At 37.2% G+C, this 15,772-nt stretch carries 15 protein-coding genes and 1 pseudogene; 8 read left to right on the forward strand and 8 right to left on the reverse strand.

Going from position 1 to position 15,772, the window contains the following annotated elements:
- Positions 1-213: 213 nt before the first annotated feature.
- Positions 214-1,365: an outer membrane protein transport protein gene (locus AAFX60_018490; GenBank protein XDF79154.1), complete on the forward strand. Its 1,152-nt coding sequence runs from the start codon at positions 214-216 to the stop codon at positions 1,363-1,365.
- A 57-nt stretch (positions 1,366-1,422) separates the two neighbouring features.
- On the opposite strand, the gene AAFX60_018495 is transcribed toward AAFX60_018490, so the two are convergent.
- Positions 1,423-2,229: a hypothetical protein gene (locus AAFX60_018495; GenBank protein ID XDF79155.1), complete on the reverse strand. Its 807-nt coding sequence runs from the start codon at positions 2,227-2,229 to the stop codon at positions 1,423-1,425.
- Between the two features lie 219 nt (positions 2,230-2,448).
- On the opposite strand from AAFX60_018495, the gene AAFX60_018500 reads away from it, so the two are divergent.
- Positions 2,449-3,639, forward strand: coding sequence for a leucine-rich repeat-containing protein kinase family protein (locus AAFX60_018500; protein ID XDF79156.1), 1,191 nt, complete (start codon positions 2,449-2,451; stop codon positions 3,637-3,639).
- Between the two features lie 119 nt (positions 3,640-3,758).
- Here AAFX60_018500 and astB read toward each other — a convergent pair whose 3' ends face one another.
- Positions 3,759-5,093, reverse strand: a complete 1,335-nt coding sequence (gene astB / locus AAFX60_018505) for an N-succinylarginine dihydrolase (protein ID XDF79157.1) — start codon at positions 5,091-5,093, stop codon at positions 3,759-3,761.
- Between the two features lie 324 nt (positions 5,094-5,417).
- Here astB and AAFX60_018510 point away from each other — a divergent pair, with 324 nt between their 5' ends.
- On the forward strand, positions 5,418-6,605 hold the full coding sequence (locus tag AAFX60_018510; protein XDF79158.1) for a putative manganese transporter: 1,188 nt from the start codon (positions 5,418-5,420) through the stop codon (positions 6,603-6,605).
- Positions 6,606-6,714: 109 nt separating this feature from the next.
- On the opposite strand, the gene yghU is transcribed toward AAFX60_018510, so the two are convergent.
- Positions 6,715-7,575, reverse strand: a complete 861-nt coding sequence (gene yghU, locus AAFX60_018515; protein ID XDF79159.1) for a glutathione-dependent disulfide-bond oxidoreductase — start codon at positions 7,573-7,575, stop codon at positions 6,715-6,717.
- A 154-nt stretch (positions 7,576-7,729) separates the two neighbouring features.
- On the opposite strand from yghU, the gene AAFX60_018520 reads away from it, so the two are divergent.
- Both AAFX60_018520 and AAFX60_018525 read left to right on the forward strand, forming a co-directional pair.
- On the forward strand, positions 7,730-8,269 hold the full coding sequence (locus AAFX60_018520) for an EamA family transporter (protein XDF79160.1): 540 nt from the start codon (positions 7,730-7,732) through the stop codon (positions 8,267-8,269).
- Between the two features lie 5 nt (positions 8,270-8,274).
- On the forward strand, positions 8,275-8,580 hold the full coding sequence (locus AAFX60_018525; GenBank protein XDF79161.1) for an EamA family transporter: 306 nt from the start codon (positions 8,275-8,277) through the stop codon (positions 8,578-8,580).
- Here AAFX60_018525 and AAFX60_018530 read toward each other — a convergent pair.
- Positions 8,567-9,435: pseudogene (locus AAFX60_018530) on the reverse strand (helix-turn-helix domain-containing protein). The gene AAFX60_018525 and the pseudogene AAFX60_018530 sit on opposite strands and share 14 nt — an antisense overlap.
- A 112-nt stretch (positions 9,436-9,547) precedes the next feature.
- Between AAFX60_018530 and AAFX60_018535 the strand changes: the two are divergent.
- The gene (locus tag AAFX60_018535) at positions 9,548-10,702 is read left to right on the forward strand and encodes a PLP-dependent aminotransferase family protein (GenBank protein ID XDF79162.1); all 1,155 of its coding nucleotides are present in this window, start codon (positions 9,548-9,550) and stop codon (positions 10,700-10,702) included.
- Between the two features lie 36 nt (positions 10,703-10,738).
- On the forward strand, positions 10,739-11,863 hold the full coding sequence (locus AAFX60_018540) for a M14-type cytosolic carboxypeptidase (GenBank protein ID XDF79163.1): 1,125 nt from the start codon (positions 10,739-10,741) through the stop codon (positions 11,861-11,863).
- Between the two features lie 57 nt (positions 11,864-11,920).
- Here the strand turns inward: AAFX60_018540 and AAFX60_018545 are convergent, their stop codons facing one another.
- The 4 genes from AAFX60_018545 to AAFX60_018560 form a co-directional block, all read right to left on the reverse strand.
- On the reverse strand, positions 11,921-12,547 hold the full coding sequence (locus AAFX60_018545) for a hypothetical protein (GenBank protein ID XDF79164.1): 627 nt from the start codon (positions 12,545-12,547) through the stop codon (positions 11,921-11,923).
- 11 nt (positions 12,548-12,558) lie between these two features.
- The gene (locus AAFX60_018550; GenBank protein XDF79165.1) at positions 12,559-13,560 is read right to left on the reverse strand and encodes a 5'/3'-nucleotidase SurE; all 1,002 of its coding nucleotides are present in this window, start codon (positions 13,558-13,560) and stop codon (positions 12,559-12,561) included.
- A 552-nt stretch (positions 13,561-14,112) separates the two neighbouring features.
- Positions 14,113-14,772: a hypothetical protein gene (locus AAFX60_018555; protein ID XDF79166.1), complete on the reverse strand. Its 660-nt coding sequence runs from the start codon at positions 14,770-14,772 to the stop codon at positions 14,113-14,115.
- 76 nt (positions 14,773-14,848) lie between these two features.
- The gene (locus AAFX60_018560; protein XDF80160.1) at positions 14,849-15,148 is read right to left on the reverse strand and encodes a hypothetical protein; all 300 of its coding nucleotides are present in this window, start codon (positions 15,146-15,148) and stop codon (positions 14,849-14,851) included.
- 259 nt (positions 15,149-15,407) lie between these two features.
- On the opposite strand from AAFX60_018560, the gene AAFX60_018565 reads away from it, so the two are divergent.
- Entirely contained in the window at positions 15,408-15,749 is a 342-nt protein-coding gene (locus tag AAFX60_018565) for a winged helix-turn-helix domain-containing protein (protein ID XDF79167.1), read from the forward strand.
- Positions 15,750-15,772: the final 23 nt, after the last annotated feature.

Consider the following 15,772-nt stretch of genomic DNA (forward strand, 5'->3'; position numbering starts at 1 on the left):
TTTTTGTTATTACGATACTTTTCAACAAAAAGATCATCCCATAGTTAAATATGACAGCGCCTTTATTTATTACGGTTTGGAATATTCATTATTCCTAAATGGTATTTAATTTTATTTATCATAAAACCAAAAATAAATTTGTGACTAATCGCATTTTTATTATACGCATGAGTACTTTTCATGCCCTTTTGATAATTAATATAAGAGCACTTTATGAAACCCTTTTTTAGCTACTCTTTAACTGCCTCTGCTGTTTTGCTCAGTTTTAATGCCTTTTCTAGCGGATTATTTCTTCAGGAAGCAACCGTTGCGAATGCTGGTACAACAGGCGCAGGAGACGGCGTTTACACTGAATCTGCGGCTGCAATGTGGACAAACCCTGCCACCATGTCCTACATGGGAGAGAGTAAAACAACCATCAATGCCATGGCGTTTGATTTAGAAATGAAATTTAATGATAACAATGGTTCAGAAGACGGCAAAGCACATTCAATTTTACCTTCAGCTGGCGCTTTTCATACTCAAGCGATAACAGACAAATTACACTTTGGTTTAGCACTTGGCGCTGTTGGAGGCTCAAGCTTAGACTATGGTAGTGACTGGGCTGGCAGTAAACTATTAGAAGATATCAGCTTGACTGCAATGCAGTTAAATCCTGCTTTAAGTTATCAAGTAAATGAACGATTATCATTAGGGGCTGGTTTACAATTTAGTTGGGCTTCTTTTGAGCAATCAATGTCAGGTATTACTGCTGAAAAAGATTCAGATTGGGCATATGGCTATAATTTAGGCGCTATGTATCAAGTTTCAGAACAAGCATCCATGGGCTTAAGCTACCGTTCAAAACTTGAGCATGAATTTAATAATAACATTAGCTTAGGTAATTTTAATCCAACGCTTTCGAGTGGAATGATCATGCCTGATATTGTTGACCTCAGCACCAGTTATGCATTAAGTAAAGATATAAACTTATTAAGTAGCATACAGCTGCACCGTTGGAGCCACTGGGATTCGACCATTTTAGACGCAAACCTAGGTAATGGTGGTGCCGAAATTAAACGAGATTGGGATGATGTATGGAAATTTGCCATCGGTGCTGATTATCGTCTAAATTCTGATTGGCGTTTAAAGGCTGGATTCTCATATGAAACCTCACCTCAAGATGATCCTTCGATGCAATGGGTAGATTTACCGGTAGGTGAACAATATCGCTACTCTGTTGGTGCATCCACATCATGGGACGGTATTACAATGGATATGTTTTATGAATACGCCGATTTAGGCTCTGTTGATATGGATCGTTTAAATGTGAATGGTACCTTCGACGGCAGAATCCACTTTGTGGGCGTAAACTTTACTTTTTAAAGAAAAAATAAATGGCCTACCAATTGAGTTGGTAAGCCATTTTAATTTGTCGGATCATTAAAATTGATAGTTAAATTCAATTCGGTGATCACCATCAGCAAAGTGTGTATCTTCATTCCAATTAGCAAAGTAACGAATATTAGATCGTTTCGTGATCTGATAACTAATTGCGGCTTCATGAGTTAACATTGCGTCGTTATCTACACCGTAAGCATTATTTTTATATTCATCAGATCCTGAAATTGTCCCTAAATACATTGGATTATAGTTAATCCAAATTTTATCGGTAATTTCAATTTTACTATACAGCCCTGCTACATAAAAAGAACCATGCAAATCATAACGATCTTGTGCCTGAGCCGCGCCTTGATCGCCTACATCATAAGATTCCCCAGCAGCTAAACCCAAACCAGCTAAAGGATATAAACTAACAGGTCCCATTTTTGGAAGAACCTGTATAAAACTGTAAGAAGCTGAGCCTTGGTTACGATCAAAATTCCAGTCAACATCAACCTGAGCACCACGCCCATTGGTTAAATCAACGCTAAAATTACGGAAGCGTATAGAGTCAATACTATCATCATTATTTGCACGAGCATCGCCATTCCAACCAACAGCTTCACCAGCAATACCTTTGATTTCGATGATATTCATCCCCATCGTAATATCGCTGCCCGTATCATACGTTTGACCTATTTTTAAGTTCAGTCCCTTATCGGTATAGCCTGCACCAGCTTGAGTATAAACGGCCAATGGATCAGACATATCTTGAACATCATCTTGGTTGTCTGCAGCAAGCACAGTACCACTAAAAATAGACAGTCCAACAAGCGTAAATAACGATCTTGTCGTACACTTCTTCATTTCAATACCCCCTATAGTTATAAGCAAAGTCAAAGCAATGCATTTATATAAATATTTTTATCAACAAAGGGACGATACTCGATGGATACTTCAGAGCCAATGATATGAAGGTTATATCGAATATAACTATTTTGATATGTTAGATTTTTATCCACCAAAACCGTACAATCAACGGATTGAATATTCAAAAACAATATTGTTATTAAATAGGTAAAAGATTTGCACACATTAGCGCAGTTACAATCTGGTGAATTACAAGGAATCACCCGATTACAATTAAGTGAACAACTCACTGAATTTCCAAAAGAAATCTTATCTCTTGCGGATTCATTAGAGATCTTAGATTTATCAAACAATCAACTAACTACGCTACCAAATGAGATAAATCAATTATCGAAATTAAAGATCTTTTTTGCATCAAATAACCCGTTTACTGTATTTCCTGATGCTCTGGCACAATGTGAAAACCTTGAAATGATTGGGTTTAAGTCATGCCAGATTAAACAGATCTCCGAAAACGCTTTTCCACCGAAATTACGCTGGCTTATCTTAACGGACAACCAACTCGAAACAGTGCCAGATGCTTTAGGTGAATGTAATTTAATGCAAAAACTGGCATTAGCCGGAAATAAGCTAACCGAACTACCAGATAATTTATCTCAGCTGCATAATTTAGAATTACTGCGTATTTCTGCAAATCAATTAACAAAATGTCCAGATCAACTACTTGATTTACCAAAATTGGCTTGGTTTGCTTTTGCTGGTAATCCATTCTGTAAATCAGATCTAAAGATCAAATCAGTACCTACGGTCTCTTCAAGTGACTACACGTTAGAAAATGTATTAGGTCAAGGCGCATCTGGCGTTATTTCTAAAGGTCGTTGGAATAAAGCGCAAACGGATTTCCCACAAGAAATCGCTGTTAAAGTATTTAAAGGCGAAGTCACAAGTGATGGATACCCTGAAGATGAGTTGCAAGCGTGTTTAAAAGTAGGCAATCACCCAAGTTTGGTACAATCGTTAGCACAAGTTAATGAAGAAAATCATCTCGCGTTGATCATGAACTTGATCCCTGCACATTACAAAAACTTAGGTTTACCACCTAGTTTAGAAAGTTGTACACGAGATACTTTTCCTAATGGGTTCAGTTTATCACTCGAAAAAATAAATAAAATGACATCAGAAATGTGCAATGTATTCAATCACCTGCACGATAATCAAGTGTGTCATGGGGATCTATACGCACACAACACGTTATTTGATAATGAAGCAAATATTATCTTTGGTGATTTTGGTGCCGCCAGTATGTACCACATGTTAAGTACTACACAACAACAAAAGATAAGAACCATTGAAAAGCGAGCACTTAACCATTTTATTGATGACTTAATGAGTGTATGCGAACACTAAAGAAAAACTAAAATTTACAATGTAAACTTCAAAAATTAAAAAGCCTTAAACGGTCCTAAATTTAAGGCTTTTTATTTAATTATCAATTGGATAAACGTTAAAAATAACAGATTACTCCGCTATTTTTGGAATGGATAAATAGAACCTAAATGCATAATTTGCGTTAATTCATCTAATGCTGCGCGAGATTCTACTAGCAATTGAGGATCCGCAAGATCTTTATCTTCAATACGGTCTCGATAATGCTTATCTGCCCATAGATTAAGAGTCGTAAATAGCTCTTCACTCATTAACGTATGTTGATTTACCGCCTTTTGCTCAGCTTCATTTAACACGACTCGCAAACGCAAACACGCTGGTCCACCACCATTTTGCATACTCTGTTTTAAATCAAAGGTATGTAGCTCATCAATACCACACTTTTGCTCTACTAACTCATTTAAATAAGCCCATACTCTTGAATTTTGACGACAATGTTCAGGAAGAATAATCAAAGTAGTTCCATCAGATTTAGTGATTAACTGGCTATTAAACAGATACGTTTCTACTGCATCTTGAACGGATACTTTATCAGTTGGTACCTCAATAACATTAAAGCCAGAACCATAAGAAGCACTTAAATCAGACTTCACTTTTTCTTGATTCAGAAAAGCTTGTTGGTGACAAAACAATGTGTTCTTATTTCCCACAGCAATTACATCGTTATGGAAGACACCTTGATCAATAACATCAGGGTTCTGCTGTGCGAATACAGAGAATTGCTCACGTAGACCATGTGTACGAGCGATGGCTTCACTCGCTTCTAATGTCTGACGTGCTGGGTATTTTTTCGGAGCAAGGTAACTCTCATCAAAGGCGCTTTTTCCAAAAACAAAAAACTCAACCCCTTGCTCACCATACTCACGACAAAAACGAGTGTGGTTTGCAGCGCCTTCATCACCAAAATAATCACTGTGTGGTAATGCTTGATGGTGAACAAAGTGGTCCTCATCAGAAAAAGTGGCTTTTAAAATATTCCCCGTGACCTGATCCTCTATCGAACGGTGAAACTTATTAATTAAATTCGCTGGTGTGAAATGGACTTTCCCATCAGCTGTATCTGCACTTGGAGAAACAGTGCCAGCATTGGCAGTCCACATACTTGATGCAGAAGAACAAGCAGCAAGTAATTGAGGTGAATATTGATATGACTTTTTTAGTACTTCAGAATCAGAGCCAGAAAAACCTAAACGTCGAAGTGTATGGATATCTGGACGCTCCTGTGGTGCAAGCACCCCTTGAACAAACCCCATATCATGCAATGCTTTCATTTTTTCCAAACCTTGCTTTACTGCTTGTTTGGGATTAGACACACCAGATTGATTGCTTTTAGAGGCGATATTACCAACCGACAAGCCGCTGTAATTATGTGTAGGCCCAACGAGCCCATCAAAGTTTGATTCAACTGCTTTCATATATTCCCTCATGACTGTTAACTGCTACTTGTTAAGCTCTTTGGCTCACTCTTTGGCATTGATATTAGCAAACTTATCTCTAATCAGTAGCATTTGATATCATCAAACAAGCGCACTATCACAACTTTTATTTAACATTTATCACGATTTAATTAACTATTCTCTGTCATAAAATAACTATGCAGATTTTTATTCTAAAACAGCTATAAAGTCCCCTTACACCATAAAAACCATCATTGATAAAACCTATCAAAATGATAGTTGATAATAATTCTCATTTGCATATACTAATAATCATTCGCATTTACTAATGGTTTTTTTATTATGATGACTACTAATTCATTTTCTCAATCGCTTTCGTTGTCGCAATTTTCTTTGCAACATAAACGCTTAATATTACCTATCACTTTATTAGCATTAGTTGGTGCAGAAACAACACGAGACCTTACCGTTACAACTCTATCTGATGCTTTTTGGGCGGTTTCAACCTACGTGGCTTTTACCTTAGTTATTTATCATTACCTTTCAAATATCATGGGTAAAACCAATCGTATTACTGCTTTGTATAACAAATCTCGTACTAACCAAGTTGTCTTCTCATCTCTACTTGGTGCACTACCAGGCTGTGGTGGTGCTATTGTTGTTACGACTCAATATATTAGCGGGAAGGTAGGGTTCGGTTCTGTCGTTGCGGTATTAACAGCAACCATGGGAGATGCTGCTTTCTTATTAATTGCAGCTCAACCAAAAGTTGGGTTTGGTGTAATGGCATTAGGCGTTGTTGTTGGTATTGTTTCAGGAATGGTAGTAAACGCTATCCATAAAGATGACTTCTTGCGTCCTGAATCACCACAAATTAAAGAACCAACTAAACAGGATATTCCATGTTTACAAGTAAAAGCGATTAATCTACAAGGTACTTTTTGGAAATTAGTATTAATTCCAGCGACAATTGTTGCGGTTTTAGGCTCATTCCAAGTCGATATTAACCAATTGTTTCACTTGCCAGAACATAGCATTGAATGGATTGGAGCAATATTAGCGATTGGCAGCATGATGTTATGGGCATTAACTAAAGAGATCAGTGATTATCAATCGACAGTTTCTGAAGATAATAAGTGCGTAAGTTCTCACCCTATACAAAAAGCAGCACAAGATACGAATTTTGTTTCTGCCTGGGTTATTGTTGCTTTCTTAATTTTTGAATTAACCACTTACTTTTCTGGTATCAACTTACACACGGTGTTTTTAGGTTATGGAATGTGGATGCCATTAATTGGTTTAGCGATTGGTTTACTGCCAGGCTGTGGCCCTCAAATTCTGGTAACTAGTCTATATCTATCAGGAGCTATGCCAATGTCTGCACAACTTTCAAATGCAATTTCAAATGATGGTGATGCACTGTTCCCTGCGATTGCACTAGCTCCAAAAGCAGCCATGGTTGCAACCTTCTACTCAGCAGTTCCTGCCTTTGTGGTTGGCTATGGTTATTACTTCCTATTTGAAATGTAGTGCTTCACTAGCTAGATAAACTAAATCTGAAAATGCGAATAGATAAAACAACAAAGGCGACAGTATTATGCTGTCGCCTTTTGTATTAAAACGTAAAACAATGCGTGATTTACTTAGGTTGTAGATCCAAAATAAAATCAATATCTTCTGCACTGTGGCGTTCTGGCACTTGCTCCCATGGTTCGCCCCATGAACGATTTACGATACGTCCACGTTGAACCCCTTTTCGTTGCGCTATCTCTTTCGCCCATTCAAGAACATGCACATAACTTTCAACATCTAAAAACTCTGCTGCTGCATATAAATTCCCTAATACTAGATTGCCATACCAAGGCCAAATAGCCATATCAGCAATACTATATTCATTACCAGCAATGTATTTGGTGGTAGCAAGCTGCTTATCAAGCACATCTAATTGGCGTTTTGCCTCCATTGAGAATCGATTAATAGGATATTCATATTTTTCTGGCGCATACGTATAAAAGTGACCGAAACCACCTCCTAAATATGGAGCCGAGCCCTGAAGCCAAAATAACCAATTTAATACTTGAGTACGAGCAGAGAGCTCTCTAGGAATAAAATGGCCAAACTTATCAGCCAAATATAATAAAATTGCACCAGATTCAAATACATGAAGTTCAGGATCAACAGAATGATCAACTAACGCAGGGATCTTTGAGTTTGGGTTAATATCAACAAAGCCAGATGCAAATTGATCTCCCTCCCCAATATTAATTAAATATGCATCATATTCGGCCTCTTTAATCCCTAATGCGAGCAATTCTTCCAATAGAATCGTCACTTTTTGCCCATTTGGTGTCGCTAAAGAGTACAGCTGTAAAGTATGCTCACCAATAGGCAATTCTCGCTCATGCCTTGCCCCTGAGTATGGTCGATTAATGCTCGCCCATTGACCGCTGCTGTCCGTTTCTGATGTCCAAACTTTTGGGGGTACATATTGATTATTCATACTCGCTCCTTACTCATTCATCCTCAATATTTACACATTATTACTATAGACCACTTCTAAAAAACCATGTATTCGCTATACGGAAAAAATAGCCAAAACACCTTGATAAGCATAAAATCACAGCTCTATCGCTATTAACTATTTAAGGTTCATAATGTCAGCGTTTTTTGGCGCATTAGCGTTTATTGTTTGGGGATTAGTTCCTATCTATTTCCATCAACTTGGTACGATGGAACCTATGTTGATCCTATCAAGTCGTATTTTTTGGTCAGCTATAATCTTAGTGGCGCTTTTCGCCTACAAACCCAAATTAATCAATAAAGCCCAATGCACCCCTAAAAACATTACCTTAGCTGCTGCTGCCGGTATTTTAATGAACCTATCTTGGCTCGGTTTTGTTTATGCCACCATCAGTAATAATATTATGGCGGCTTCTTTAGCTTTCTACATTACACCTGTAATGGTGTTTTTTATGGGCTTTATTTTCTTTAAAGAACACATTCAAAAAAATCAAAAGATTGCGTTGTTTTTAATGGTATTGGCTATTGCTGTGTATGTTGCTTTAGATAAACAATTACCTTTACTTAGCTTGGCTATCTCTGTCTCTTTTGCTAGCTACATCGCCATAAAAAAATTGGTCACATTAAACACCTTTGGTGCCATTTTCTTTGAACATATTATTTTTGCCCCCTAGCTCTATTGTATATAGCAACCCATTCATCTGGATTATCTTCAACAGAATGGGGATTATTAGTGGGGACAGCTCCACTGCAACTGCTGCCTATTTTGCTACTGACCATTTCATTACTCAAAACACCATTAAGTAAAATCAGTTTATTGCAATACATTGAGCCGACATTCCACTTAGCATTAGCATTGTGGGTTTATCATGAGCCTATTTCTTTAGGTCAAAAATCAGCACTGATTATTGTGATTATCTCCATTATGATCGCCTCTCTAAAAACAAGAAAAAAGATCACCATTGAGAACGTTAATAAAAGCTAATTGGTAAATAAAAATCTAACTCAAACTCTTCGTTTTCATTTAAAAAATGGTTTTTGTGGTAACGAACGTAAGCCGGTGTTGATCTCAATTTAAATCCCGACGCCGGCAACCATCGCTCTAATACGTGACTAATCTGTGGAAGAAGTTGCCCATATACACCACTTAACTTAAATACGGCGTGTAAACCACCAGGGATCACCATTTGATTCACAACACCACGATATTTAAGTGGTTTATCTATCGCTATACACGCGACATATCGGCATTTAGCTAATTCAACCCATGCAGGATTAGAATGATGCAAACCAAATTGAGTTGAGAAGTCACGCTCTTCTGAATTTGCCCACGCTTTTAATATTAACCATGCATTTCGAATAGAACGATTGTAACCCTCATGCCTCACATAAGCGGCAAGTCTATCTTCCACCTCAATAATCTTTGGCTGCGGTAACGGTTTATCTGCGACACTGACATAACCTGCAGCAATTTCATCGTCTTTCAAATACGGTTTATCCGATATTTGTAAATCGTGTTTTCTCCACTCCCCTGGTGCCATACCAAACGTAGATTTAAACGCACGACTAAAAGAAGAAAGTGAACTAAATCCACACGTATTCGCAATATCTAATACAGATGATTTTGTATCAAACATCAATTGGTTTGCGGCATACTCCATTCTTGTACGACGAATATATTGATGAATGGATTCCCCACCACTTGTTTAAAAATTCGATGAAAATGTTGTTCAGAATAAGCAGCAACATCTGCCAGCTCTTTCACTGCAAGCTCTTTGCTAATGTCTTTATGAATATAAAATAAGACATCATTAATTCTTGATAGATGTTGTCGGCTCATGATTAAAAAATAGCATAAATGGACATATTTATAAGCATAAACGGACAAACAAAGTTATACAACGCCTTGTACTATCGGATCAGTTAAAAAATATTATTTTATGGGAACATATATGGAAATCGCTCATTCTCTGCAACAAATTCAATCCTCTTACATTAGAGAAATTCTGGCTGCGGCTTCAGACAAAAACGTCATTTCTCTTGCTGGTGGGTTACCTGATGAAGAGACCTTTCCCATTGAAATAATGAAACCAATTCTTGAAAGCTTATCTGATATGCCAGATGTCTTTCAATATGGTGCAACAGCAGGTTACGCCCCACTTTTAGAGTTTCTTACACAGAAATTTGAATTGCCTGAAAACCACTTACCAATGATATGTACTGGTTCTCAACAAGGACTAGACTTGATTGCTCGAGCTTACATTAACCCGGGCGATACTGTGGTAATGGAAGCACCTAGCTACCTTGGTGCAATGCAAGTCTTTGGGTTAGTTCAAGCAAGTATTTCCACCGTATCTCAAACGGAGTTTGGACCTAATCTTGAAGAACTAGAGCAATGCTTTATTCAAGAGTCACCAAAAATGTTTTACGCGGTTCCTGATTTCCACAATCCAACAGGTGTATGTTGGTCATTAGAAACCCGTAAAAAAGTGGCTGAATTATGTATTCAGTATAACGTCGCTTTTATTGAAGACGCTCCTTATCGCGAACTTCGTTTTACTGGTGAAGCATTACCAATGGTATCCACTTTCTGTCCTCAAGATTCAATTGTATTACGCTCTTTCTCTAAAATAGCTTCTCCAGGTTTACGTATTGGTGTTGTCACAGGTAAAAAGAGTTATATCGAACCATTAATTAAAGTAAAGCAAGGTGCAGATTTACACTCAAGCGTACCTATGCAAGCCCTGTTACTTGGCTTACTCAAACATGAGAAATTTGAACAGCATATGCAAACCATCCAAACGCTTTATAAACAGCGTTACGATGTTTTATACAATGAGCTTAAAGCCCAACTCCCGGCACAGTGTGAAGTTAACGCCGTTGATGGTGGCATGTTTATTTGGGTATCATTACCAAATTGCGATACATTTGAACTTGCCAGCACATTAATCGCCAATGGGGTGGCTGTTGTTCCTAGCCCTGTGTTCTATCCAAAACCAGAAGGCAGCCCTGCAGCTTTGCGACTAAACTTTACTAATGCTAAACCAAATGAATTAGTAGAAGCGGTAAATCGTTTAACAAACGTATTGAATAAGTCAGTCAATTAATCTTATTCAAATTCTTATCTAAAGAAGTGAAATAATATGAAAATATTCAGCAATTTTGAAAGCGGCAATATTCATGTAGTAACGGCGGAATCGCCTAATGATATCCAGTTGACCATTCCTGCCGATAATCAAACTGAGATCTCCCAATGGTTTCACTTTCGCTTAGAGAGCCAGCCTCAGCAAGAACATAACTTCAAAATATTAAACTTAGCAACATCAGCCTATCCAGAAGGTTGGCAGGATTATGATGTTGTCGCGTCTTATGATCGTGAAGAATGGTTCCGTATTCCTACTGAGTTTAATGGTGACACGCTAAGCTTTAACGTAATTCCAGAATACCGTTCAATGTATTTTGCTTACTTTGCGCCTTACTCATACGATCGCCATCAAGATCTATTACACGGTGCACAAACCCATCATAGCTGCCAATTAGAAACTCTTGGAGTCACATTAGATAATAATGACATCAGCATTCTAACCATTGGTGAGCCTGCAGAAGGTAAAAAGAACATCTGGATCACTGGTCGGCAGCACCCAGGGGAAACCATGGCTGAATGGTTTATTGAAGGTTTACTGCTTCGCTTGTTAGATGAAACCGATACCGTAGGCCGCGCTCTGCTTGATAAAGTCGTGTTCCACATTGTTCCTAACATGAACCCTGATGGCAGTATTCGTGGTCACTTACGTACTAATGCCATTGGTGTGAACTTAAACCGTGAATGGCAGACACCATCAATGGAAAGATCACCTGAAGTCTTTTTAGTACGTGAACGCATGTTAGAGACAGGTGTTGATATGTTCTTGGATATTCACGGTGATGAAGCGATTCCATATAACTTTGTGGCAGGTGGCGAAGGCATTCCATCATATGATGACCGCATTGCAGCTCTTGAGAACACATTTAAGCAAGCATTACTAACCATTACGCCTGAGTTCCAAGATGACATTGGTTATGACAAAGATGAACCGGGAACCGCTAATTTAACGGTGGGTTCAAACTGGGTTGGAGAGCAATTTAAGTGTCTCTCTTACACGGTTGAAATGCCATTTAAAGATCATATTAGCCATGCTGATGAGCTATATGGTTGGTCGCCAGAAAGAAGCATCGCCTTTGGCCAAGACGTTTTAAGTGCGATTTGGGCAACCGTTGGAAAACTGTAATTCACAATGATAAAAGCCGGTCTAAAATGATCGGCTTTTATTATTTAACAATTTGCTTTAATTGATTTGTTTAATCCAAACTTGTGGAAACTGCCAATTATCATTTTGTATTTCCAAACTGGTTAATTCATCATTATCTGTAGATAGGTTTATTAAACCTCTTGTTTTACCAAACGAACAAGAATTACTCTTAATCCTAAAATAGGCCGCTTGCTCCTCAAGAATGAGATTAACTTGAGCCTTATCTTTACAATGATTAGATGTCATCTCTAATTTACCATTGTCTGAAATGGTTAAGTTATAAATATCATCATCAACCAATGCGGTGTAATGACCAGAGAATTGTGATAACTCTAACGGGGGTTCTTGCTTAAGACTCAATTCAAAATCACTATCATAAGATGAACAGAACCACTTTTTCTCTGCAGGAGAGCACATATATTCTCCATGATTAAATGAGATACGGTTCGATTCATTATCCATTTGTCCTACATAGCTGCTTTGTCGATCACGATCATCCCACTGTGTCATCAGAACATCTTCAGACTCACTCGCAGTTATTTCAATTTTAATTGGATCACCATTCTCGCTAGTAGCAACACCAATAAATACACCCGGTGAATACACCTCATGACACCCGGTTAATAAAAGTAATAACCCGACAGGTAAACCTAATCTAATCATGCCTATCACCTTTATAAATCAATTAAACGCTGTTGAATTAATGCCGCTTTCGCTCGGGTCGCTTGAACATTACCATCAATAGTACTAATAGTGATATAACCTGATTTAACCGCTACGCCTTCAGACATTTCATCCGTATCACCCGCATCTCCTGCCATAAATGAAATACCATGCTTATCACGCAACATTGCTTTAGCGACAATTCTTGCTTGTGCTTCTGACATTCCTTGCTCTTCAACGAGCATGTTAACAACATAATCCATGATCATTTCATTATTGCTTAAATCAGAAACAAATTTCAGCCCTATTCCACCCGCATTCCAACCAACATTGGTATATAGATAACCCAAATTATTATCTATATCATGAGGAGTATTAATGTTTAATCCAGTATAAGCAGGCAGTAAAGGCTGACCTTCAATGCGTGTTTTTTCTAAATTATTTATAACATCGACGACTACTTTGGCTATTTTTTTTCCTTGCTCACTATCTTGTGCCGAATTTTCACTACCACTAACAGCGATTGCAGGAATATTTCGGCTAAGTGCGATCATCGTTGCACCTAACGTACCCGAATTATTGTTCATATAACCCAGATTATTTCCTTCATTTGGTCCTGATACAACAAGGTCTGGATTCTTACCCCATCGTTCTTGAGCTGCTACATCAATACCATATAGAACAGACATGACAGGCGTACCTTCGGTATAATCTTCAAAAGCTTGTGTCGTATCCGTATCACCTACACAATATTCGTTATTAGCACTCTGGCTGGTATCAACATTCACCGCTTTAAAAAAGTTAATAGCACCACCTTTACCACTTTGGCCGGTACAAGGTGCGCTCATAATTACATCATGGCCCTGCTCAATTAAAGCTGACTTCATTGCTTGAATGTTATTCGTGTTCCAACTGTCATCATTGGTTAAAACAATATTCAACGCAGATGCAGGTTGAGATAAGAGTAAGAGTGGCGTAATACATACTGATAAGAAGCTATTTTTGATGTTCATATAATCCCTTGCTATTTATGTGCTTATTGATTCAAAAATAAACTTAACGGTAAATTATGAAATTCTTGTTACATTTTGTTTAAAGAAAAAATACATACGCATATCGTCATATAAGTGAATCATGTGTATAGAAATAAAAAAGCCGATCTGAGTAGATCGGCTTTTTGATAAAATTCCATTTTATGTTCACACTTCATAAATTAAATAAATGCCTTTAATTAAAGTAATTTTCTAAAATTAGATTTTCATAATTTTCAATCCAATTCGAATCTATGATATTAAGGATATTAATATCAATTTTTGATACATGTTTCTTTTTGTGTGTTAACGAATATAAGGATACATAAAGATAACTAGAATCACGTAGAAAAAAACCAGACTCATATGATAGCGTAATTATGGTCCTCTCTGTTTTATATTCAACAACTTGCATACGACTCCAAAAAATAAATGGTCGCGTATTGTTGCAGATGGGCATAATTTATTAATAGCACCTCAAAAGAATAAACTTAATAAAATGCTATTATCATAATTAGTAATGTTTATAAGAAACTACTCATTCACCTTAGACTGAATTTCATTTCCGGCTTCTTTTAATAAATTAAATGGTGACATGATCACCCCTTTTACCGCACCTTGAGTCGCTTGTTGAGAAAGTTCTTCTGTTTTATCAATGATTTGATCAGCTTTTAGCATAATAGGAGGAACTTCTTTACGCAGCTTTTCAGACTCTTTCAATACCGCAGGAATCGTTGTTATGCGGTAACCTTTACTTTCAACAAACGCTTTTGGGAATACCTGTTCACGATAATTTTTCAGTTCAATTAATGTATTTGGTACTGTCTCTTTATTTACTGCATTCATTACAGTAATAACTTCTGGTAATGATTCAGTTCTGATAGATTGCACTTCATTAAGAATCAATGGAATTTTGCTATCAACAGAAGCAACAGTTTGATTAACATCATTAATGGTATTTTTGACTTCATTGACCAACTCAAGAGCTTGAGGCGTTAACTCTTCAAGATGCTGAGCCAAAAGTAACCATTGTTCTATCTCTAACTTATCAGCCGTTTTATTTACTTCTTTCATTAATTCTGGATATTGATCCACAACCGTATTTATTGAGTGTGTAAAAGAGTAAATTGTATAACCTAAATAAAAAATAGAACTCGCTAATACAAGTTGTATCACCATTCCCAATCGAGCCATAACGTATTAATCCATAAATAAAAGATAGAGCTACTTTACGTTATTAGTTACTAGAAATACATGAATAATCGTTAAGCTAACGCAAGTAGTATCCACCAACGGTTAACGCTGCTGACATATATTGTCCTGCAGAATAAGAAGTATCACCTTCTTCCTCAATCGCATCCGGATGATTAATACCCAACGCGCCATGGGCAAATGATTCAACTTGATCGGAGACACCTTCAGTTTCTGATTGCTTCAGTTTACTGTCTTTTTCTATTTCTTGTAGTGCACGTAATAACGCTTTTCCTTCAACTGATAAAGAAACAGTATCATGCTGCACACTTAAAGCATTCATTGAAACAGCAGAAAAAGGAACTGAATTTAACGGCATTCTAGGCTTAAGGTATGTTGTTAACCTCGCTCCTGTCTGAATTCCATTTATCATGATGTTGCTCCATAAATTAATCACCTACTTCTTTATCGGTAGAACAATAAAAATCTGCTCTTTTTTTATCGAAAAACACTTTGTTATTAGAGCTTTATCACGATTATTTTGTAAACATAATTGAGTTTCTTTTTATTTTGTCTTGATCTTCTTTAGCAGTAGCTCTATAGTTAATCGTAATTTCACGATTGATATACGAGTAAACATGACAGTTGAATGTAAAGCGACAAATAAAAGTTCTTTTTCAACATCAGAACAAGAACTACAGTTAGAAACACACTTTGCATCATTAGCAAAAGCACTCGCTCACCCTGCTCGAGTTCGAATTTTAAAAATTCTATCAAACTTAGAAAAAGCAGGAGGTTGTTTAAATAGCGATCTAGTTTCTGAACTTGGACTTGCTCAATCAACCGTATCTGAACACTTAAGAGTATTAAAACAGGCTGGATTCATCACAGCAGAATCCATCCCACCTAAAATGTGTTATCGAATAAACCGCGAATGTATTTCATCATTTGATCAGTTAACTCGCTCTATCTTGATGTAATACGAATAACGCCGTTTAGATAA

The sequence above is a fragment of the Aliivibrio fischeri genome, from assembly GCA_038993745.2.
GTDB lineage: Bacteria > Pseudomonadota > Gammaproteobacteria > Enterobacterales > Vibrionaceae > Aliivibrio > Aliivibrio fischeri_B.

Bases quoted from the DNA above. Each gene is read 5' to 3' on its own strand.
- AAFX60_018490 (XDF79154.1), top strand. From the start codon at position 214: ATGAAACCCTTTTTTAGCTACTCTTTAACTGCCTCTGCTGTTTTGCTC.
- AAFX60_018495 (XDF79155.1), bottom strand. From the start codon at position 2,229: ATGAAGAAGTGTACGACAAGATCGTTATTTACGCTTGTTGGACTGTCT.
- astB (XDF79157.1), bottom strand. From the start codon at position 5,093: ATGAAAGCAGTTGAATCAAACTTTGATGGGCTCGTTGGGCCTACACAT.
- AAFX60_018510 (XDF79158.1), top strand. From the start codon at position 5,418: ATGATGACTACTAATTCATTTTCTCAATCGCTTTCGTTGTCGCAATTT.
- yghU (XDF79159.1), bottom strand. From the start codon at position 7,575: ATGAATAATCAATATGTACCCCCAAAAGTTTGGACATCAGAAACGGAC.
- AAFX60_018520 (XDF79160.1), top strand. From the start codon at position 7,730: ATGTCAGCGTTTTTTGGCGCATTAGCGTTTATTGTTTGGGGATTAGTT.
- AAFX60_018535 (XDF79162.1), top strand. From the start codon at position 9,548: ATGGAAATCGCTCATTCTCTGCAACAAATTCAATCCTCTTACATTAGA.
- AAFX60_018540 (XDF79163.1), top strand. From the start codon at position 10,739: ATGAAAATATTCAGCAATTTTGAAAGCGGCAATATTCATGTAGTAACG.
- AAFX60_018545 (XDF79164.1), bottom strand. From the start codon at position 12,547: ATGATTAGATTAGGTTTACCTGTCGGGTTATTACTTTTATTAACCGGG.
- AAFX60_018550 (XDF79165.1), bottom strand. From the start codon at position 13,560: ATGAACATCAAAAATAGCTTCTTATCAGTATGTATTACGCCACTCTTA.
- AAFX60_018555 (XDF79166.1), bottom strand. From the start codon at position 14,772: ATGGCTCGATTGGGAATGGTGATACAACTTGTATTAGCGAGTTCTATT.
- AAFX60_018560 (XDF80160.1), bottom strand. From the start codon at position 15,148: ATGCCGTTAAATTCAGTTCCTTTTTCTGCTGTTTCAATGAATGCTTTA.
- AAFX60_018565 (XDF79167.1), top strand. From the start codon at position 15,408: ATGACAGTTGAATGTAAAGCGACAAATAAAAGTTCTTTTTCAACATCA.